Raw genomic sequence first — 21,691 nt, 5'->3', positions numbered from 1 at the left:
ACCTTAATTCGCCTTACCTTGTTCTGGAATTTTTTTCCAAGCATCATCACGTAAGTACACTGGCAATGCATGTTCAGCATCTACCCATTTTTGTTGTGCAGCGTAAACGCGTGCAATCGCTGCAATATCCTGTGCTGTTGCCTTGATGTCTACATTTAACGTGTGCGCATTGGAAGCTGCTTCTGAGTCTATTTCAGTTGGCTTAATTAATTCTGAACCAGAACCAATTACGGTAAATTTACAATATGCAGACGCTTGCTCATAACCTAATAACTTTTCATCATCAATCGCCTGCATCATGCCCTGCTCATCAAGACTAAAATTGGCAATATAGACTTCTTGCATACGTGCATCGAGAACGGCCGTCACCTGCTCTAAGCCATTGAGACGATAGGCCGCCTGTGCCAAAGCCTGTAAACTTGATACAGGAATCACTGGTAAATCCTGAGACCATGCAAGTGCCTGCGCCACAGCCGCATTGATACGAACACCACTAAACGAGCCCGGTCCACGACTAAATGCAATTGCGGTTAAATCCGCCAATTGAGTTTTTGTTTGTAGTAAAGCTTGTTCTGTTAAAGGCAGAATCGTTTGGGTTTGTGCTTTAGTCCGCTCATCCAACTGAAAATACAGCTCTTGAGTATCATCAATTAATGAAACCGAACACTGCTCATTTGCAGTTTCCAATGCAAGCAACTTCATGCAAAAACCTTAGCGAAAAAGAGATAAAAAACGTCGAGTATGATACTCCACTCAAACGCGATAGGCGAGTTATTGTCTTTTTATCGCCGTAAAAAAGCCAAGTATAAACTTGGCTAATTAAACTGAAATGATTAGAACTGGAACGGCTCTAAATCTAAGAAGTTTTTATAATGCTCTGCATAATGTAAGGCACTTAAACGTAATCGGGCAGCGCCCTGCTCATCCAACGTTTTCACTACTTTACCCGGTGACCCCATCACTACAGAATTATCTGGAATCACTTTCCCTTCAGGAATCAGTGCATTCGCGCCAATAATACAGTTCTTGCCAATCACTGCATTATTGAGGATTACAGCATTCATACCAATTAAGGAATTATCACCAATCGTACAACCATGCAGCATCACCTTATGTCCAATCGTGACATATTCGCCAATATTTAACTCAATACCCGCATCGGTATGCAGCACTGCATTTTCCTGAATATTGGAAAAGTTGCCAATTCTTATCACACAATTATCGGCACGAACCACAGCACCAAACCAAATACTCACCTGACGACCCAATTCTGCTTGACCAATTACTGTTGCTGTTGGAGCAACCCAACCATCCCAAGGTTCATGTAACGCTTTTGGACTCAAGCCCTGATAGGTATACATCATGATAAATAACTCTTAAAAAATTAGAATTTAGATAAACCAAAATGAGGCGGATTCACCAAGAATGGCCAATTTTTTTGATAGCCCAACCCATATTGAAATAAAGAAATTAACATGCGAGCTGTAAGTCCCCACACAATTTCACTTTCTACCTGCATACTTGGAAAGTAAAGCGACTGTCGTGCCAAGCGAACTTCATAAGGCAAAGGGGGAGCATCCATCAACTCTTGTAATGGCGCAAAAAAAATTCGATCAATTTCTGTAGGTTGAGCAATTAAATCGACTTGAGCGGGTATTAAGCCCACAATGGGTTTGACAGACAAACCACTTCGCGCACGCTGTATGGGTAAATCACCCAAAAGTTTGACATCAAATGGATTCAGCGCAGTCTCTTCCTGAGCCTCACGCAAAGCAACGACGATATTACTGGTATCACTTGGGTCACGTTTCCCCCCAGGAAAAGACACTTCTCCTGCATGTTGAGACAGCTGCATAGAACGGCGGGTTAGTAAAACTTTTGGTTGAATTTCTTGGGTAATTGCAATCAAAACTGCAGCATCCGCCTGCTGGATTCGTTTGGAAAAACGCAACCGTTGTTGTAAAAGCTGTATTAACGATGGTTCTTCCATCTGACTCTTCTCTTTTTCTCTTTTTCCTTAATCAACATCATAGCCGAATTTTTCAGTGCAATCATAGATCATGATGCGAAGTCATCAAAATTCAGTTATGCTGAGCTATCTCTACAGCCGATGATAATTATGAGCTTTTGCGTTGCATGTGGACATCAGACTGAAGCAAAAATTCCACTAGGTGATCATAAATCAAGACTTGTCTGCACTCATTGTGGCAACATTCACTATGAAAATCCCAAGGTCATTTGTGGCGCATTAGCACTGTGGGACGATAAAGTTTTGCTGTGTCGTCGGGCAATCGAACCTCGCTATGGTTTATGGACTTTACCTGCAGGTTACATGGAACTCTTTGAAACCATGGAGCAAGGTGCTGCAAGAGAAACTCGCGAAGAAGCTGAGGCTGAAGTTGAGATCGAACAACTATATTGTATGTATAATATTCCGCGTATTGGACAAATTTATGTACTTTTTAAAGCACAATTAAAACAGGGCTTGTTCGGTGCTGGTGAAGAAAGCATTGAATGTCGTCTATTTGAAGAACATGAAATCCCTTGGACAGAACTGGCATTTCCTAGTGTAGAACAGACACTTAGACATTATTTTTCTGATCGTAAAAATGGCGAATTTCCAACACATTTAGAAACGCTAGGAACAAGACTAGACCATACAGGCTAAATAAAAAGACCGCATCTGCGGTCTTTTTATTTTTTACTTATGACTTTATTTTAATGGCATTACATGCTGGGATTTTTTGATCCGCAATTCGGATACTCGCTGTTCCTTGACGAGCTTTAGATAATGTACGCTCTTGTGCTGTCGGTTCAACGTATTTACTCTTATCTGTGCCTTCTTTATCATAAGTATTAATATAAGTTGTCAGATATAAACCATAATTATTTAACCAAGAAGCCGTGGTATTAGAGAAGTTGGTTAGGTTGATTCCTGTTGCTTGGCCATTTAATAAGTTATGTACATTAATTTTCGCACCACTAATATTGTTCTGACCATTTAAAGAGGTAAAGTTTAGACCAAGCAGTACTCCGTCAATATTGCCAAATTTTGGATTTGCAAAAATCATACGCACCGTAATCGATTTATCATTGGCTGAATAAAGCGCCCCACCCGTTGTTCCCACTCGATACTGTGTCACACCATACTCATCAATATATGTACCATCTGCTTGTGGTTCTGCTTTAGCACAACTCCCGGACATATCTGTTGCAGTTGCATCCTTTTTAATATCGGTGCGAATATCACCGTGTTCATCAATCACAACCCCTAAATCTACCGGTGCGATAGTCGCATCCTGAAATGTAAAAGTTAAAGTTGCATATAAAGGGAATGCATATCGCTGTCCAGGTCGGACATTAGCTTCTGTCGTAAAGACATCTTTTGGCAAGTAACTTGCTGGATTGACCTTAAAGACATCTGTTACACCTTTATAATTTACACCTGTGACGCTTTGCCGCCATAAACCTAAATCTTTTGCATTATTAAATGGGTCTGTGGATTTAGCTTTCGTCAACTGTCTGTAAACAGCCTCTGTACTGGCAATATTGGTTCCATTAATCAATTTACCTTGTGTTATCAATACATCTTCGGCTGAATTATTATTTAGCATGAAACGTAAAGGTTGATTTTGGTTAACCTCTTGATTAATTAAATTAAACCAATCTTTTTGCGCATTAACCTGCAGCTTATCTGGTTTAGTATTTGTTAGTAATGCAATTGGTGGAGATACAATACTATTGGTAATAATAGGACTTCCTCGCCACTGTTGACCATAACCAATTGTGTAACCCTGACGATCAGTCAATAATTCAAAACGCCCCATTGAATGTCGTAGACTGGCACCTTTATCATCACCGAGAGCAAGGCAGTCCTTATAAAGTTCTCGATTACAGCCAAAAAGGCCGTCAGGAAATACACCACTCCCTTCATTAGGAACTTCAACAACAGCGCCATTGCTGCCTGCTTTAAAGAGAGGAAGTTCTGCATACCACACGCCTACATGGCTTAAATTGAGCAGCTGAGTAACTACAGAAAATGCCTGTTCATTATTGACTTTACTCACATCTAACCAAGGTTTTAGAATTTCGGCGTATGCACCACTACTTAGTTCGGCAACACCAATATCGCGGCTTATAGTAGCAAGTGTATTTTTCTTTTCAGTAGTGAACTCAATTGGTTGTATATCACCAATAACATTTAAATCATCTGCAATACTCTGACTTTGGAAAATTTTAGCCAAAGCCATTGCTACAATGATGGTGTCATCATTCATACTTAAGCTAGTAGGTGTTTGTCCAGTTAAAGCCATTGCCAAATCAATGATACGAATACGTGCAGGTACTCCCATCTTCATTTTTGTGATTTTATCTAACTGAATTGCACCTAAACTAATTTTACGCGGACTGTCAGCGCCTTGTAGATAGAAAGTTACCGTATCTCCTAACTTACAGGCACCTGTTACGATATTGCTATCTAGTTTTGTAGTAAAGTGATTAACTTTATCACTACTACAATCAAAATTTAAACCCGCCACTGGGTAATCCAAAACGAACTGTAAACAATCCGTTGCAGTAACATCACAACTCGTATTTGACGTTACTCCTTTTACACCTTTATTTGGATCTTCATTGATTTTGGCACTTTCACCACCACAACCATGTAAAAAAATAGCCAACGTTGAAAGAGCAAATGGCAATAATATTTTTTTGTTCATCATTGGTTAATCCTATCCATGATTACTGTAAAACAGAAATTTTTATCTGTCCTTGATTAGAAAGTTCTTGTTCAGAAACATCGACTGCTGATGCTAATGGGGTCATCATCATGTAATGAGCACCGACAGGTACTTTTATCACACCTTGGATACCTGAATGTTGTAACACTGTCGCAGCAGTTTTACTATTTTTAAATCCACTTACACCCTCTTCAATACAACCTTTTTCATCCAAAAATACCACTAAAGGCCAGTAATAAACTGGTTTTTCATTATTGGAAGAATATGAATCAATTTGCATATATTGAATTGAAGGGTCTAATTTGACTAAATCATATTCAAATTTTTCCTTAAGCGGTTTTCTGGGCCACAATCCGATATCTTTTTTAAGTGTCAGAGTTTTGATTGATTTTTTATAACTATCTAAAAAACAACGGTCATTTTCAAAAGCTGATTTGAGATCATCACTCGATAAACGGATATAAGTACCAGATAACACAATTGGAGCTATTGACTGCTGTGATCGATTTAGAAGTTTATCAAGAACTGACCGACTCACCCCTTTTTTCCTTTCTATAGTTTCCATACGCCCTGTACCATCTGGCATAGTATAAAAGCGTTTTTTTCCATCCAAATTAAATTCTTGATTTTCTAAATACTCATTATTGACATAGTCAACACCATCAACTTTATTAAATCCAATTGTTGAGTTAGCTTCATTTGAAGAATTTGAAACACTATTAGTTAATGGTATTTTTTCTACAACTGTTGGTGCTTTTTCGATGGTTGGTATCCCTTTCGGCAAAGAGTTTGAAGATGCCTGAGTCTCACCGATTTTTTTCGTTGGTACTAAAGATTTTACTTCAAAATCTTTATTATTGACCATCTTCATTGTTTTGGATGAATCAGCTGCTTGCTCAATAACTTTGGGCTCTATTTTTGGCTGTGAGACTTCTGGCTCAATTATATTTTTTGTAATTGTACTCTGTTGGGCTTGCTTGGTTTGAAGTGGCTTAGGCGATTCTACCACTCTCTTCTGTTCTATCGGTACAATTACACTCTCTACGGTATCGGTCTTTGTAATTATTGATTGTGATGCTTTTTCAGCATGAGCTTCCTGTTGCTGCTTAGGTGGCTCTGCTTCTTTTTTTCCAATTTTCATAGGCACAACCATTGGCCGACCATCTGGACCAATAATCGTATAAAAGCCATCCGCATAAACAGTCGAAACACTTGATACCATTAAAAGTAATAATGAAATAGCAAGTGCCGATTGCTGAGTCCTTTCTTTTTGCATTACCATCTTGTTCTGTAGTTAATCCCGAGTAAAGTTACTTTTGTATTCGTTTTTACGTTCAAACCAGCATAAGGGTTTAATAATAAATTATTCACCCCTGTTTGGTTTGAAAGGCTACTTGTATTCGCAGGAATATCATCGCGGCTACGTAAAAAACCAATTGACAAATCTAAGTCTGTATCCTGATCAAAACGATATCCAACGCCTAAACCAAATAATTGTGCATTATTAATCGGCACCATGGTATTTCGTTTATCATCAGGGATCGAGCTTGTACGTGGTTCATAACCCATACGGAGTTTCAAGCGATCAGTTGCGGAATACTCAAAACCAATTCCCCAACGCCAAGAAGACTGAAATTTCAACGGTAAGGATAGTGAGCGGTCTGTTACATCATTAGATAAAAGCTTTGCAACTTTTAATAGTGAAATTTGCCGATCAAACTCGAATCTAAACTTATCCCATGCCGAGAAATCAGTCCACCCCAAATCAAAATTGACTTGTAGATCAGGTAATATTTTATATTTAATCCCAGCTTTAAAATGCTGCGGATATTTAAAATCCATTGCAAGTAAACCAGACTCTACTGGAGGTGCATAGCCTGGAAAACCTAAAATTGCAGCTAGAATTTGACCCGTAGCGGATGAATTCAACCCAGCAATTAATTGTTGTGGTGCTTCGGCAACATTAATTAAATATTTACCCTTTAACCGCATCTTCGCTTCACTTTGATACACCATCCCGAAACTAAAATCGTCGGTAGGTTCCCAAAGCAAGCCTAAGTTATAACTTGGGCTTAATGATTGCTCTAAAGAAACATCTAAAGAACCGACCTTACTAAAAGGATCCATGCCTTGTTGAGCATTACATATACCAAAAAGTAAAAGGTCAGTAATAATGTCGCCATTCTGTTTAAATGGCCCACAAACAACTTCATCTACCATACGCAACACCCCAATGAGTTCATTAGGGAAACGTAAGTCAGTTTTCATGGCAATCGCTTGGTAGGACATTCCAAATGATGCCCCTAGATATAAATTATCATTTACCTGATAACCAAATGAAGGTGACAAATAAGTAATACGCTCTAACGCAACCTGCTGTCCCATATAGTTACTTGGATTACCATCTTCTGCACCAAAACCAGCCACAAGGGGTGCATATACAGCCGTCGCATAAGTTACTTTTGAACCTGGTGGCTTATAGGAAATACCTGCTGTAGGAGCAACCAATGGTGAGTTAGGCCCTAAATCTACAATTTTCTTTAAAACCGGGACGTAAATACTAGCGTACTCAACATCACCACTCACAGTCCCTTTAAAATCAGTACAAATATTAGCGTCGATTTCTGGACCATCATTGCAGACTAAGGGGTCATCTGAATAGCCAAAAACGTTATAACCCGCTGGTGCTGCATAATCTCGCTTAATCGCAAAATTAGCCAGAATCCCTTGCACATCTGTTTGTAACCCATCGAGCTTAGCAAGTGCTGCAGGGTTGAAGTGAACTGCGCTAATTCCAGGCGGGTCAGCTGTAACCGCATTACCTAATGCCAAGGAGCGTAAATCTACCGATAAGTCTTGTCCGAGTTGCGCATGAGTAGCACTCGATAGCCCAGCAAAAAAAATTGCTATCGTTAATGGACATAATTTAAGGTGTTTCACCATTATTACATCTCCTTAACGAACTTTTTTACCAAAACCTATGATATCAAGCGGGAAAGACAAGCCCAGTGAAACATCTGGCGCATCTTCCGTTAAACCGATTCCAACGGTACCATTCACAATTGTTTCAGGAGATACACGTACACCTAAAGCAAATGACAGCATGGCACTACTCTGGTCAGCAGATTTATAGCTCTCATCATTCTCAAAATAGAATTTTGCGCCCGTATTAAAGCTTTGTTGATATGACATGGTCAAAGACACGTCATAGTTAAAGGAATAAGCAAAACCAAAAGAGAATCCACCGCTGAGACCAGGATCAAAGCTTTCTAAAACACGACTGCCGCGCAATTGATTAAGCCCGGACTCTTTAAGACCATAACTGGTCGAAACTGATGCAAACAATACGACAGGATCAATATATTTACGTGTACTCGCCCCAGCACCAACCGAGTAATAACCCTTACCAGTTGAAAGCTCATCGACCCCGACCTCATAAGGGCTATCGCCTGTTTTAGTAGATAAGCTACCAAATAAAACCAATGGCAAACGGCCTTGCTTTAATGGGAAAGGTTCCCAGCGTGCACCAAAGTTAATATCACCTAAACCCGCAGTCGTTTGATCTTTTAATAGCTCTTTTTTCGCCACAAAAGGCAAGGAAGCAGATAACGTCAGATTGTCCAATAAACCATACTGAACCGTAAACGTATTGGTTAGGGTGTGGTTTGCATCTTCTTCAACACGTAATCTTGATAATGAACTATTGCTATCATTCAAGGCCAAATCAAGACGACTATCTCGATAATAGGTATAATCCAAATCATAATAAGAGGAAAAAATACCTTTCTTAATTAATGAATACTGACGTTCATTTGAAGTGAATACTTCTTGTAAATTAGTTTCCTGTGTTGCATCACTTTCTTTTTTTTGTAAGGCGCTCGCAGCCTGATCTGCCTGACTCCCCTCTGCAACGGTATTTGTCTCTACGACAGGAGCAGCTGCACTTTCAGTAACTGCTTTCGTCGGCACTTCAGCTACTGATGCCTGATCTGCTCCAGATGTTACAGGCTCAACAGGTGGTTGTTGTTCTGCTGCGTAAAGTGTTGATGTGATTGCGCTTAAACTTAACGCCAACACACTCATATTCATCCATGTACGATTCATTTTACTTTGCATCCTATTACATTAATTTTACTGATTTTTCTAAATTTACTTCCGCTTGTAATATAAGCGCATATAGGTCGTGATCGGTTGGTTATAAGTTTCTGAATTAGGATCCGCATCCAATACCCGACGCATTGTTGACGCTTTGTCCGCAAGGTGTTCAAATTTTTGTGTTGGAAATTGAATTTCGGCTAGGGCATACCTATTTACTGTTGCATCCTCAACATGACGCATATCTGCATCTTGCAATGCTAATAAGCTTTTTTGATATTGTTGAGGAATATCAACAATAAACAATGTATTGTTATCCCATATTTCTTTAAAACGAGTTTCATCAAAACTTATATTTCCTAATGCAGGATCAGCAACATAAACTCTTCCATCTTTATATGCTTTATATACGACAAAATGTTTAAAACCAGCATAAGTAATAGGAACAATTGCTGGTTGCTTTAATGCGGTAAGATCTGAAAATTCCCCACGATACCCCCCACTATTAATCCCTAAAGCTGAGACAAACCGTTTCATATCTAGCAAAGAGAAACTACGACGCTCAATAATACGCTGGTACTCTCCATACTGGAGTAGACCACTCATTGTTTGCTGTTCCGTTAAACGTAATCCCCCATAGCCATTTAATAAAGTTGTTAATGCAGCTGAACCACAACTATAATCATAGGCTTGACGTACGATCCCCCTAAATTGATCCTCTGTAGCAGGTTTAATAACAACTGCTTCACGGTGATTACGAGTAAAGGAAGGATAGCGAGAGTCCAAGGTTTCTGTATAATATACAGCCCCCTCTGGTTTTTTTTCTATTTCAAAGGCTTGCGTTGTAAAGTAATACATCAATGCCGAGCCTAAAGCGATCTCTAACATAAGTCTCTTTTTCTAACAATGGCAGCACTTGCCTTATTCATCTTATTTTTAGTGTCTATGACACTACATCCCTGCAAGATGAAGATACCTTCTTTTATAAGAAAATACATCTTTTTTTTGGTTTTTTTTGACAGAATGTTATTTTTTTTATTATTACACCTACAATTTGACAAATATCGCATTTAAGCAAACATTTTTATAACAATAATTTATAGCTTTAACTTTTTATTTGTAGAAGTAGAAATCCAATAAGTTACCTTAAAAGCTATAAGGGATAGGCATAAAATAACAACACAGCAGTAAAATCATTTACATCCACCAATTAATTATTATCTTTATTTTTCATTAGCAAGAATTAGAGCTAAAAAACTTACCCTCTAAAAAACAAAAAAAGCGCAAAAGCGCTTTTTTTGTTTCGGAAATGATTAGTGACCAGAAATCGTAATTACTGAGCCAGATGAAGTACCAGCAGCCCCATAGTAAGTTTTCAAACCTTGGATTTCTACATCACCAATTGAACCCGCAGTTTTACTACCTAAATGAACACCTTTGATATAAACATCAGTACCAGCCGCAGGTGCTTTGCTGATAATTCTTAAATAACCATCATTCGCAGCTGCAGTACTTCCACCTACCACGCTAATATCAGTGTTAATAGTTAAACCAGCTTGACCAGCATCAGCTACTTTAATGCTATCAAGATGAATTTCACCCGCTAACGTACTAGCTGTAGCAGTTAAAGTTTGTTGACCAATTGTTGATTTATCCAAAATACCTAGATCTACAATCTCTAAGCCAGAAGCTAAAGTTGTATTTAACTTAATCATTGCACCTTGAGGAGCAGCACCTAATTGGATATTTGCATCCATTTTACCTGTTTTAATGCTTAAACCAGATAAAATTTCATTAGAAGTTCCTGTTATACCACGCTGAATACCCGTAGTACCCGCTGTACCTGAAGCAGCAACTTCAATTTTACCTAGCTTGATATTTAAACCAGATACTTTTGCTGCAACATTAAGGAAAGCACCACCAGTCGCACCAGTACCTGCATCCGTATCAATCGTTAAATCAGCTAAGTTATGAGAAGCAAGTAATTCTGCGCCAGAGTTATCCTGATTTGGTGTAATAAGAATATTATTAACAACAATCGCACCAGCAACACCCGTACCACCTGCACCAATAGTGCCTGCAGCTGGTGCAGTAGCAGGAGCACCACCTACACCATATTTATAACCATCATTATCATGAATTAAAACTTTGTCGATCTCAACTTTAGAGATACCGATACCAATATTGATACCATCTTGACCTGTTGCAGCGCTTAGTGCAGCATCATCCATTGACTGCATAGCCATTGCATTTGCGCTAATCGCCATTGAAGAAACTAAAGCTAGTTTAGTAAACATTTTCATTGAGCACTCTCCCAAGAGCATTTATTTTTTGACTTACACTACTCTAAACTGTCCACGGTCGTTTTATTCTTAAATGACAACTTGAACTTCCAATCCTTGAGTAGTTCGCTTAGCAATTACTAAATTACCTGTTTGTTATTTTATGTTCAACTCCTGTTAACTGCTTTTTATCCACAAACCGACAAACGGCATATAAAACACTCAACAGCAACTCTTTTAAAAAAACATTACAACAATATGTAATTATTGATGATTTTTATCATGCTTTTTTGAACATCAAATCTAAACTCTAATCTATTCACCATTTATCGTCGCTAAAGTTCAGATCGGAAGTGTTAACAATAATGCTTTATTTATACTAATTTGATAAATACATCATTTATTCCATCTACGCAATCGAACCTTAGAAACATCAGTTTTTTAATCAAACAGCAGGCTAAACATAAGTTTGATATTTTTGAATGTAGTACAATTTCGCTCTCTAAATATAGCGCAAGTATTCCCTTTTTATGTCTTATTTTCAGCAAAAGCTTAATACGCAACCCACTTCTGCATTTGAGCTTCTGTCCCGACTGTATGATTTAACTGGATTGGTTTATTTGCATGACCAAGGCACACCTGTCATTGCCTTTTTACCTCAAGATTTTTTAATTTTTCAACAAGCTAAGCTTCAGCAATTTCAACAAATACAATTCAATCAATATAGACGCAACAATGAAGCAATTTCACTAATAGAGTTTTCTAAGTTTCACCACGCGCCAACATCTAATCGTAATAATAGCTTTAATGGTGGATACATTGGCTTTTTTAGCTATGACTATAGTGCCGATCAATTCATTGAGATTGATGCACATCCACAGCCAAGTTTTTTCTTGGGTCAATACTCAAGCTTTTTAAAATTTCAAGAAGATGCTTGGTACTTTTATAGTAATGAAGATCAAGCTGAGTATATTTATCAAGAAATTTTGAATCGGGTCAATGAGCCCAAACAAATGCCAGCACTTTCTTTAGACAAACAATGCCGTCCTCGTTGGTCTAAATCTGAATATTTAAATGCTTTTCATCAAGTACAGGAATACATCAAAGCAGGTGATTGTTATCAAATTAACCTCACTCAAGAATTTACAGCACATGTACAAGGTTCTCTCTTAAGCCGTGCTAATGATTTATGGGAACTCACCCAAGCACCTTATGCTGGTTATCTCAAAATCAACGATTTTGAATTGCTTAGTTGCTCTCCTGAGCTCTTCATTGAGTTTAAAAACAATCGAGAAATTAAAACGCGCCCAATTAAAGGCACGATGCCACGCTTTGATGATCCACAGCAAGATCAGATCTCAAAGGACAAACTCAGTCAATCTGAAAAAGATCAGGCAGAGAATGTCATGATTGTAGATTTGCTCCGCAATGACTTGAGTGTCTATGCGGAAACAGGCTCTGTTGAAACAACCAAATTATTTGAAATTGAAAGCTTTAATCAAGTTCATCACATGGTCAGCGAGATTACCGCGACCTTAAAAGCTGAAATCAATCCAATGCAAATGTTATTGTCTGCACTACCCGGTGGTTCAATCACAGGTGCACCGAAGATTCGTGCCATGCAAATCATTGAAGAATTAGAAGGTGCGCCGCGTGGTGCTTATTGTGGCAGCTTAGGTTATTTTAATTTCGATGGTACAGGTAGTTGGAATATCTTGATTCGCAGTATTCAAAAATATCAAAATCAATTATCCATGTGGGCGGGTGGTGGCATCACCATTGCTTCTGATGCAGAAGCAGAGTATCAAGAATGCTTTGATAAAATTTCTGCCATGCTTGATTTACTCAATACATGGCAGACATCTGAACGGTAGGCTTCAATACAGATTTATAAAATTTGCATTTTAAGTGTATCGACTAAACGCTGGTTTTGTTCATCTGTACCAATCGTGATACGTAAGAATTGATTAATGCGTGGCTTATTGAAATAACGCACAATAATCCCCTGCTCACGCAATTGTTGAGCCAGCTGAGCAGCATCGTATTGCGGGTGCGTGGCAAAGATAAAATTGGCTTTCGAAGGCAATACCTCAAAACCCAAGGCAGTGAGATCGCCCACTAGTTTTTCTCGACTTTCAATCACTTTGGCACATTGCGCTTCAAAATAAGCTTGGTCTTCAAATGAAGCCACGGCTGCTGCTATCGCAAAACGATCCATTGGATAGGAGTTAAAACTATTCTTTACGGCTTCAAGTGCCGCAATCAAATGCGCTTGTGCAATGGCAAAACCAACGCGTAAGCCTGCCAATGAACGTGACTTAGATGTCGTTTGGCAAACCACTAAATTTTCATAGCGATTGACCAATTGCACCGCAGACTCAGCACCAAAATCGACATAGGCTTCATCAATCACGACCACACGATCTGGATTTGCCTTAAGCACCTGCTCAATCTGTGCTAATCCTAATGCAATGCTGGTTGGCGCATTTGGATTGGTAATGATGATCCCGCCATTTTCCTGCTCATAATCCGATACATCAATTTCGAATTTTTCATTCAAAGGAATCTGCTTGGTTTGCGTTGCAAAAAATTGGCTATAAACAGGATAAAAACTATAGGTAATGTCGGGATAAAGAATTGGCTCTTTTTGAATAAAAAACGCTTTAAAAATATGCGCCAATACCTCATCCGACCCATTACCAACAAAGACTTGCCCCACATCAACATGCTGCTGCTTGGCAATCGCCTGCTTTAAAGCCATCGCATCTGGGTCGGGATACAGACGTAACGCATCAGCATGATCTGCTAAAACAGCTTGGACTGCTTCCACCACTTTTGGTGATGGTGGATAAGGATTTTCATTGGTATTCAATTTGAGTAAGTTCTGAATTTTAGGTTGCTCACCCGGAACATAAGGTTCTAACTCACGAACCTCTGGGCTCCAAAAACGCATTTGCTCTGCTGTAAACGTCATTGTTCTACTCTCATGTATCCTAAAAAAGGGGCTAACCAGCCCCTATCAATCTTTGAATCGGTTATTGGTAACGATAACGGGCTGAACGCGCATGGGCATCAAGATTTTCTTGTACTGCCAACACATCCGCTGCTTTTGCCAAGCTTTTCACGCCCTCTTGAGAGCACATGATCAAGCTAGAGCGTTTTTGAAAATCATAAACACCCAGTGGTGAAGAAAAACGTGCGGTACCTGATGTCGGTAAGACATGGTTTGGACCAGCACAATAATCACCAATGGCTTCTGGGGTATAACGTCCCATAAAGATTGCACCCGCATGACGAATCTCCTGACTCATCAATTCAGCATCATCAAGACAGAGTTCTAAATGCTCTGGTGCAACCTGATTAATCAGTTCAACTGCTTCTGCACGATCTTTTACCAACACCAATGCACCACGATTTTGAATCGATGTTTTGGCAATTTCGGCTTTTGGTAATTCAGTTAAATGCTTTTCAATCGCTGCTTCAACTGCATTTAACAGCGTTTCGTCTGGAGTAATGAAAATCGCTTGTGCAACCGTATCATGCTCAGCTTGAGACAATACGTCCATGGCTAACCATTCAGCATTATTTTCCCCTTCGGCATAGACCAAAATCTCCGAAGGTCCTGCAATCATGTCGATACCAACTTGACCAAAGACCGCACGTTTTGCGGCTGCTACAAATCGATTGCCCGGCCCCGTAATTTTATCGACCGCAGGAATGGTTTGTGTTCCATAAGCCAATGCTGCAACGGCCTGTGCACCGCCAATAGTAAACACTCGGCTTACGCCTGCCAAATAAGCAGCTGCCAATACCAATGGATTCAACTCACCATTTGGCGCAGGAACTACCATGATAATTTCTGGGACACCGGCTACATGTGCAGGCAAAGCATTCATAAGTACTGATGATGGATAAGAGGCTAATCCACCTGGTACATAAATTCCAACACGATCCAGCGGTGTGACTTTTTGACCTAGGGTATTACCCAACTCGTCGACATAGGTCCAACCTTCCTGCTTTTGTGCCTGATGGAAAGAACGAATGCGTTTTGCAGCAAGTTCTAATGCCTCACGGATTTCAACACTTAAACCATCAAATGCGGTTTTAAGCTGTGTTTGAGTCAGCTCTAAGTCAGAGAATTGATGCGCTGGATGTCGATCGAACTGTTGCGTTAATTTAAGTACATGATCATCACCATGCTGACGGACATCAGCAATGATTTGGTCTACAGTTTGTACTAATTGAGGATCATTCACAGTTTCAAAAGCCAAAAGCTCAGCAAAAGTCTGTTTAAAGTTCTGATCCTGAGTCGATAAACGTCGCATCAATTTACCCACAAGGCGAATAAGAGAGCGCTAAGTTTACTCTTTTTCAGTGTACTTGTGGGCACAATATAGGCTAAAAAAATCAATCGAAAAGAGAGGGTTCTTCGATCAATCTACAATTTTTACTTTTATCTCCTTAATCAAAATATTTAGCAACCAGAACAAAAATTAAATTTTTTATTCCATTTGTCACAAAACAAAAGGCTGAGTCGTCAAATGAGTACCTACTTTGATTTTAATCAGGAACACTATGACGACGACGCTCAACATTCATCCTAAAAAACATTTACCAGAGTCAATTCATCACCTCTATCAAGTTCATCAAAACATTCTCGATTCAGCCCTGATAGATCGCTCTCTTTATCACCTTGTTCTATTACGCGCTTCACAAATCAATGGCTGTGCTTTTTGTGTGAAGATGCATATCGCAGAAGCTGTAGCAGATGGTGAAATACAATCACGTTTGGACCGTTTGGTCGTATGGCGACATTGCAATGATTATACGGATCAGGAAAAAGCCGCCTTTGCTTGGGTTGAAGCACTCACGACTTTGCACCCGCTCGCTGATTATGAGCCGTTACGTATAACACTGTTAAAATATTTCAGTGAGCCACAAATTTCAGCTTTAACTTTACTGATTGGCATGATTAATTTATGGAATCGAATTGCAATTTCACAGCATTAAATTCAATGAGACCAATAACAGTTTTAACTGAACAAGACTTTAATATATTTCAGGCGAGCCGAACATTTCTGTTCGGTCTTGCTTATCGACTATTGGGAACAACAAGTGATGCGGAAGATGTTTTACAGGATATTTTTATAAAATGGCAGCAGCAACCTAAGCAAGATATTCTCAATCCTCAAGCTTGGCTAACTTCTGTATGTACACGCCACTGTATTGATCTGCTGCGTGCTCACCATAGATCTAGAACTGAATATACTGGAACATGGTTACCTGAACCCTATCATCATACAGAAACATTCTCGGTTGAATCTGACTATACACTCTCCACCGCTTTCCTTTTGGTTCTTGAAAAACTTTCAGTCAAAGAGCGTGCAGCATATTTACTACATGATATCTTTAATCTGGATTACTTTGAAATTTCGGAAATCCTTCAAGAACAACAAAGTAATTGCCGACAATTGGTGGCCCGTAGCAGAAAGCGTATTGCAGATGAACCCAACGTTCTCACCAATCACCCTACGCAGCAGCAAATCAACTTACTCAATGCATTCAAGGTCGCCATTCATTCACATGACTTGAATCAACTCACACAATTACTCAGTGAAGATATCCAATTTGCTGCAGATGGTGGTGGTAAAGTCTCAGCTATTCGTCAACCTTTCATTGGCCAACCGCCAATATTGCGTTTCTTTGAACGCTTGCTTTTTCAGGCGTGGAATGAACTCTCTTGGGAAATGTGCCATATCAATGGCAGTGTCGGTTTTAAACTCTATAACTCAGACCATTATTGTGTCATGGTACTGACTTTTGCTTTCAATGATCAGCAACAACTGCAAAGCATTTATTCTTTACGTAATCCAGATAAACTCAAATAAAAAGGCCAACCGAAGCTGACCTATTTATTCAATTCAATCTAAAACTTAGTTTTGACGTGCTTTAATGGCTTGTTCAAGTTGCGTCAAAATCGGATTTAACACCGCTTGCTTACGCTTAAAGCTCGCCTTATTGACGATTAAACGTGAAGAAACTTTGCAAATTTCTTCTAATGGTTCCAAACCATTGGCACGTAAAGTATTCCCCGTATCAACCACATCGACAATGTAATCACCTAACCCAACCAAAGGTGCAAGTTCCATTGATCCGTATAGCTTAATGACATCAACCTGCTCACCAAGGCTTGCATAGTATTGACGAGTCAAGTTGACGTATTTGGTTGCGATCTTTAAACGGCCTTTTGGTCGTTCCATGCCGACTTTACCCGCCGTCATCAACTTACAATTGGCAATTTTTAGGTCAAGCAACTCATAAACATGTTGCGCACCATGTTCCATCAATACATCTTTACCCGCTACACCAAAGTCTGCTGCACCATTCTCAACATAAGTCGGAACATCAGAAGCACGTAAAATCAAAATACGAACTTTTTTGTGCGTGGTTGGAAAAATCAATTTGCGTGATTTATCTGGATCTTCAAGTAAATTAATACCCGCCTTTTCAAGCAATGGTAATGTTTCCTTTAAGATACGACCTTTACTGAGTGCTAAAGTTAAACCATGATCAAAATTGCCCATTACGTCAAAATTTGGATCATCGTTTCTTAAGTCATTCATCCTTTCACTCGCTTAATCTGAGCACCTAAACTTTGCAATTTTTCTTCCACATGTTCGTAACCACGATCAATATGGTAGATACGATCAACCAGTGTTTCACCTTCAGCAACCAAAGCAGCTAAAACAAGCGAAAATGAAGCACGTAAATCCGTTGCCATTACAGGTGCAGCCTGAAGTGTTTCTACACCTGTTACGACCGCATCATGTCCTTCAACTTGGATGTTAGCACCCATACGTGAAAGTTCTGGTACATGCATAAAACGGTTTTCGAAAATGGTTTCAGAAATGGTTGCAAAGCCACGCCCAATCACATTGACTGCCATAATTTGCGCTTGCATGTCTGTCGGAAATTCTGGATGCGGCAATGTTCTAAAGCTCACAGCTTTAGGACGTTTACCCTGCATATCCAATTCAATCCAGTCATCACCACGCGTGACTTCGGCACCCATTTCTTCAAACTTATCCAATACTGCTTCTAATAATGCAGGATCAGTATGGGTGGTTTTCACTCGCCCACCAGTAATGGCAGCGGCAGCTAAATATGAACCTGTTTCAATACGGTCTGCAACAACTGCATATTCACACCCATGTAAACTTTCAACACCGGTAACAACTAGAGTATCCGTATCTAAACCTTCAATTTTAGCGCCCATCTTAATCAACATTTGCGCAAGATCGGTGATTTCTGGTTCACGAGCAGCATTACGAATCGTGGTCACACCTTCAGCAAGTGCAGCAGCCATCAAGATGTTCTCGGTACCACCAACGGTCACCATATCAAAGACAACTTCACCGCCTTTTAAACGACCATCAACTGAAGCATGGACATAGCCATTTTCAACTTCAATCTGTGCACCTAAAGCTTCTAAAGCTTTTAAGTGTTGATCGACTGGACGTGAACCAATCGCACAGCCACCAGGTAAAGATACTTTGGCATTACCATACCGTGCCAACAATGGACCAAGCACGAGAATCGAAGCACGCATGGTTTTTACGAGTTCATATGGCGCGAATTGATTATCTAATGTCGAAGCATCAGCACGAACCGTTTCACCTTCATAGCTCATGGTTACGCCAAGACCCGCAATCAACTTAACCAATGTGTTTACATCTTTTAAATTTGGAACATTCGTCAAGGTAATCGGAGAATCAGCAAGAATCATTGCTGCAAGTAAAGGTAGAGCCGCATTTTTAGCACCAGAAATGCGTACTTCACCTTCGAGCTTAACACCGCCCGTAATTAAAAATTTATCCATTAATATTTAAGCTCCGAAAAGGCTTGCTTTGCGCCATTCGTCTTTTGTCATTGCGCGAATCGTTACAGCATGAACTGCACCACTCGCAATATAAGAATTTAGAGGTGCATAAACCGATTGTTGACGAGCAACGGTACGTTTACCTTCAAACTGATCATCAACAATACGAAGGTCAAATTTCCCAGCTTGTCCGCTCACCGCTACTTCTGCTTCAGGGAAAGCTTCTTTTAAAATTTGCGTGAGCTGCTCACTATTCATTCCAAGACCTCTTATACAACCATTGGTGTAAAACGAGCTATTTTACTATAACTTTTTCACATAATTCAGTAAGCAGTTTCTTTTTTTATCAATAAAAAAAAGAGGCTCTATCAAAAGCCTCTTCTATAAAAATAAAAACTAACTCAAAAGTGCCAGTTCATGCTGATACGAACATTGAATTTTTCGATGCTTTGCAAGCTGACGTTTTAATTTATCTGTAAGTTTTCTAATCGAAGTATACATATCATCGGCTGTCGCCTGTGCAAACAGTTCCACCCCCGGCAAACGAATAATCGCTTCTGCAATATGGTTTGCACTTCCTTTGTGTGAACGTTTATCAATCTGATGATCTTTAGCCAGTTTGATTTGCATACTATTGACCTGATCTAGATGCTTGGTCATTTGACTAAACTTTTCTTTTATATTTTCTTCAATGGCTGGTGTAATGGTTAAATGATGTCCACGAATTGTTATTTGCATAATTCTATCCCTCACCTTTTCTCAGGATACAAGAAAATCGCTCAAGCAAATTTAATGCACATCAATCTGTGGCCAATATCCATTAAATCATTTCAGCGATTCCTCTAGTGATCATTAAAAAAATTCATTATTTCGTAATAATGAACCTCTAGAATAGTCATACCTTAAAATTTAGATCAAGACTTTTCTTTCAGAAGATGAAGGAATATGTAACGATTCACGATATTTTGCGACCGTTCGCCGAGCCACCTCGATCCCCTCATCTTTCAGCATCTCAGCAATTGCATTATCCGACAAAGGCTTACGTGGATTTTCATTCGACACCAGTTTTTTAATCATGGCACGGATCGCTGTCGATGAAGCTTCACCACCCGTTGTTGTACCCACATGACTGGAAAAGAAATATTTCAACTCGAATAAACCACGTGGTGTCAGCATGTATTTATTGGTTGTAACGCGAGATACCGTTGATTCGTGTAATTCAACTTCTTCGGCAACATCGCGGAGTACCAAGGGTTTCATCGCTTCTGGCCCTTGCTCCAAGAAAGCGCGTTGATGTTCAACAATACAAGTTGCCACTTTTAATAAAGTCTTATGTCGCTCATCAATACTCTTGATAAAATTCTTCGCTTCCAACATTTGATTACGCAAATAAACGTTATCATCACTTTGATCAGCACGACGAATCATACCTGAATAAAAAGAATTGATACGTAGCTTAGGCATAACATCTGGATTGAGCTGAACTTGCCAATGCTGATCTTTTTTCCCCACCACAACATCTGGAACTTGGTACTCAGATTCTTGTTGATTAAATTCCAAACCAGGGTAAGGTTTTAAAGTTTTTAACAAATCAACAGCACTTTTTAATTGTTCTTTAGATAACCCTGTTTGCTTTAACAACTTATTCAAATCATTCGAAATCAACAACTCATAATACTTCAGTAAATTCCTAGCCTCTGAAAGATAAGGAACTTTTTCATTAAAGCTTTCAAGTTGGATTTTTAAACATTCCGCTAGGTTTCTTGAACCCACACCAACAGGATCTAAACGCTGAATATGTTTTAAAACCACAATCACTTCATCTTGCTCAACCTCTTCCTCGCTCTCCATCTCCTGTAAGAGACGTGAAACTGCAAGTAAAATATCATCCAACTCTGCATCTAGGAATCCTTTATCATCCAGAGAGTCTACGATGCAATATGCAATCAACTTATCTACAGTCGAAAAATGCAAAAGATTGACTTGATCTAAAATATGCTCTTTGAGGCTCAGTTGTATCTGACGGTTATCCTCTCGCTCTTCGTACTCTGGCGAAGCCAGTGCAGTCGATTGATGGGTATAAATATCATCCCATTCAGTATCAACTGGTAAATCATTTGGAAGATGATCCGCATTCAGTTCAGTAGTTAAATCACCTGTCTCTTTTGCTTCTAGAGTTGAAAGACTTTCGGTTGTGCCTAAATCTTCGATTTTTTCCAATAAAGGATTACTATCCAATTGAATTTGAATTTCTTGTTCGAGTTCTAAACTTGAGAGCTGTAGAAGACGTATGGCCTGCTGCAATTGAGGAGTTAACGATAAACTGTTCGCAACTTTCAATCCAACAGATAATTTCATAGTCTTTCCTTTTATTAAAATAAGCAAAAAACATGCCTATAAAAATATTTATAACATAAAGCAATGTTTCCGCATACAAGGAAAATACGTTTCGACTGACTTATCTGTTCAAAAAACTAGCATACGTCTAATTTTTCGATTGATTCTCCACGAGTCATTTTCTTTCACGCAATAAAAACACCCCCTCTGCGATAGCGGAGGGGGTGTTTAGATTTAAAAGCTGGCGATGACTTACTCTCACATGGCAAGTGCCACACTACCATCAGCGCTAAGAGGTTTCACTTCTGAGTTCGGGAAGGGATCAGGTGGTTCACTCTTGCTATTGTCGCCAGCAAACT

At 39.3% G+C, this 21,691-nt stretch carries 20 protein-coding genes and 1 rRNA gene; 4 read left to right on the top strand and 17 right to left on the bottom strand.

The features are described 5' to 3' along the window. Positions 1–3: 3 nt before the first annotated feature. From tsaB to F3J02_RS04220, 3 genes are all read right to left on the bottom strand, one after another. On the bottom strand, positions 4–702 hold the full coding sequence (gene tsaB / locus F3J02_RS04230; RefSeq protein ID WP_167247887.1) for a tRNA (adenosine(37)-N6)-threonylcarbamoyltransferase complex dimerization subunit type 1 TsaB: 699 nt from the start codon (positions 700–702) through the stop codon (positions 4–6). Between the two features lie 131 nt (positions 703–833). Further along, on the bottom strand, positions 834–1,361 hold the full coding sequence (locus F3J02_RS04225; protein WP_167248366.1) for a gamma carbonic anhydrase family protein: 528 nt from the start codon (positions 1,359–1,361) through the stop codon (positions 834–836). Positions 1,362–1,384: 23 nt separating this feature from the next. After that, positions 1,385–1,990 carry a CoA pyrophosphatase gene (locus F3J02_RS04220; RefSeq protein ID WP_032864536.1) on the bottom strand — a complete coding sequence of 202 codons (606 nt, stop codon included), beginning with the start codon at positions 1,988–1,990 and terminating at the stop codon, positions 1,385–1,387. A 129-nt stretch (positions 1,991–2,119) separates the two neighbouring features. Here F3J02_RS04220 and F3J02_RS04215 point away from each other — a divergent pair, with 129 nt between their 5' ends. Continuing rightward, positions 2,120–2,668 (top strand): NUDIX hydrolase, encoded by a 549-nt coding sequence (locus tag F3J02_RS04215; RefSeq protein WP_167247886.1) that lies wholly within the window; start codon positions 2,120–2,122, stop codon positions 2,666–2,668. Between the two features lie 37 nt (positions 2,669–2,705). Here F3J02_RS04215 and F3J02_RS04210 read toward each other — a convergent pair whose 3' ends face one another. The 6 genes from F3J02_RS04210 to F3J02_RS04185 all read right to left on the bottom strand — a co-directional run bounded on the left by F3J02_RS04210 (position 2,706) and on the right by F3J02_RS04185 (position 11,137). Beyond that, positions 2,706–4,721 carry a hypothetical protein gene (locus F3J02_RS04210; RefSeq protein ID WP_167247885.1) on the bottom strand — a complete coding sequence of 672 codons (2,016 nt, stop codon included), beginning with the start codon at positions 4,719–4,721 and terminating at the stop codon, positions 2,706–2,708. A 19-nt stretch (positions 4,722–4,740) separates the two neighbouring features. Beyond that, complete coding sequence (gene filE, locus F3J02_RS04205; protein ID WP_167248365.1) at positions 4,741–6,015, bottom strand: putative pilus assembly protein FilE; 1,275 nt, start codon at positions 6,013–6,015, stop codon at positions 4,741–4,743. Beyond that, positions 6,015–7,679, bottom strand: coding sequence for an OmpP1/FadL family transporter (locus F3J02_RS04200; RefSeq protein ID WP_323127319.1), 1,665 nt, complete (start codon positions 7,677–7,679; stop codon positions 6,015–6,017). Before F3J02_RS04200 ends, filE begins: the two co-directional genes overlap by 1 nt. 15 nt (positions 7,680–7,694) lie before the next feature. After that, positions 7,695–8,843 carry a hypothetical protein gene (locus tag F3J02_RS04195; protein WP_216076264.1) on the bottom strand — a complete coding sequence of 383 codons (1,149 nt, stop codon included), beginning with the start codon at positions 8,841–8,843 and terminating at the stop codon, positions 7,695–7,697. 45 nt (positions 8,844–8,888) lie between these two features. Continuing rightward, complete coding sequence (locus F3J02_RS04190; RefSeq protein WP_167247883.1) at positions 8,889–9,722, bottom strand: C39 family peptidase; 834 nt, start codon at positions 9,720–9,722, stop codon at positions 8,889–8,891. 425 nt (positions 9,723–10,147) lie between these two features. Further along, a complete protein-coding gene (locus F3J02_RS04185; RefSeq protein ID WP_167247882.1) occupies positions 10,148–11,137 on the bottom strand; it encodes a DUF6160 family protein in 990 nt (329 codons plus the stop codon). Positions 11,138–11,646: 509 nt separating this feature from the next. Between F3J02_RS04185 and pabB the strand changes: the two genes are divergently transcribed. Further along, entirely contained in the window at positions 11,647–12,990 is a 1,344-nt protein-coding gene (gene pabB / locus F3J02_RS04180; RefSeq protein WP_167247881.1) for an aminodeoxychorismate synthase component I, read from the top strand. Between the two features lie 14 nt (positions 12,991–13,004). Here the strand turns inward: pabB and hisC are convergent, their stop codons facing one another. Further along, positions 13,005–14,090: a histidinol-phosphate transaminase gene (gene hisC / locus F3J02_RS04175; protein ID WP_167247880.1), complete on the bottom strand. Its 1,086-nt coding sequence runs from the start codon at positions 14,088–14,090 to the stop codon at positions 13,005–13,007. 61 nt (positions 14,091–14,151) lie between these two features. Further along, complete coding sequence (gene hisD, locus F3J02_RS04170; protein WP_167247879.1) at positions 14,152–15,441, bottom strand: histidinol dehydrogenase; 1,290 nt, start codon at positions 15,439–15,441, stop codon at positions 14,152–14,154. 250 nt (positions 15,442–15,691) lie between these two features. On the opposite strand from hisD, the gene F3J02_RS04165 reads away from it, so the two are divergent. Further along, positions 15,692–16,126, top strand: a complete 435-nt coding sequence (locus F3J02_RS04165; protein WP_167247878.1) for a carboxymuconolactone decarboxylase family protein — start codon at positions 15,692–15,694, stop codon at positions 16,124–16,126. Positions 16,127–16,131: 5 nt separating this feature from the next. Next, positions 16,132–17,004 carry a sigma-70 family RNA polymerase sigma factor gene (locus F3J02_RS04160; RefSeq protein WP_167247877.1) on the top strand — a complete coding sequence of 291 codons (873 nt, stop codon included), beginning with the start codon at positions 16,132–16,134 and terminating at the stop codon, positions 17,002–17,004. A gap of 45 nt (positions 17,005–17,049) precedes the next feature. Here the strand turns inward: F3J02_RS04160 and hisG are convergent, their stop codons facing one another. From hisG to rrf, 6 genes are all read right to left on the bottom strand, one after another. Continuing rightward, positions 17,050–17,739 (bottom strand): ATP phosphoribosyltransferase, encoded by a 690-nt coding sequence (gene hisG, locus F3J02_RS04155; protein WP_005151374.1) that lies wholly within the window; start codon positions 17,737–17,739, stop codon positions 17,050–17,052. After that, complete coding sequence (gene murA / locus F3J02_RS04150) at positions 17,736–18,995, bottom strand: UDP-N-acetylglucosamine 1-carboxyvinyltransferase (protein WP_167247876.1); 1,260 nt, start codon at positions 18,993–18,995, stop codon at positions 17,736–17,738. The genes hisG and murA overlap by 4 nt, the downstream gene beginning before the upstream one ends. Positions 18,996–19,001: 6 nt before the next feature. Then, complete coding sequence (ibaG, locus tag F3J02_RS04145; protein ID WP_005228821.1) at positions 19,002–19,253, bottom strand: BolA family iron metabolism protein IbaG; 252 nt, start codon at positions 19,251–19,253, stop codon at positions 19,002–19,004. Between the two features lie 138 nt (positions 19,254–19,391). Beyond that, positions 19,392–19,733, bottom strand: a complete 342-nt coding sequence (gene hpf, locus F3J02_RS04140) for a ribosome hibernation-promoting factor, HPF/YfiA family (RefSeq protein WP_004655596.1) — start codon at positions 19,731–19,733, stop codon at positions 19,392–19,394. Between the two features lie 171 nt (positions 19,734–19,904). Next, positions 19,905–21,353: an RNA polymerase factor sigma-54 gene (locus F3J02_RS04135; RefSeq protein WP_167247875.1), complete on the bottom strand. Its 1,449-nt coding sequence runs from the start codon at positions 21,351–21,353 to the stop codon at positions 19,905–19,907. A gap of 218 nt (positions 21,354–21,571) precedes the next feature. Next, positions 21,572–21,686 (bottom strand): 5S ribosomal RNA (gene rrf, locus F3J02_RS04130). Positions 21,687–21,691: the final 5 nt, after the last annotated feature.

Origin of the sequence: Acinetobacter sp. Tr-809, from assembly GCF_011753255.1 — a bacterium.
Taxonomy (GTDB): domain Bacteria; phylum Pseudomonadota; class Gammaproteobacteria; order Pseudomonadales; family Moraxellaceae; genus Acinetobacter.
Note: the sequence above shows the minus strand (reverse complement) of the source record. Positions and strands in the feature narration are given on the sequence as shown.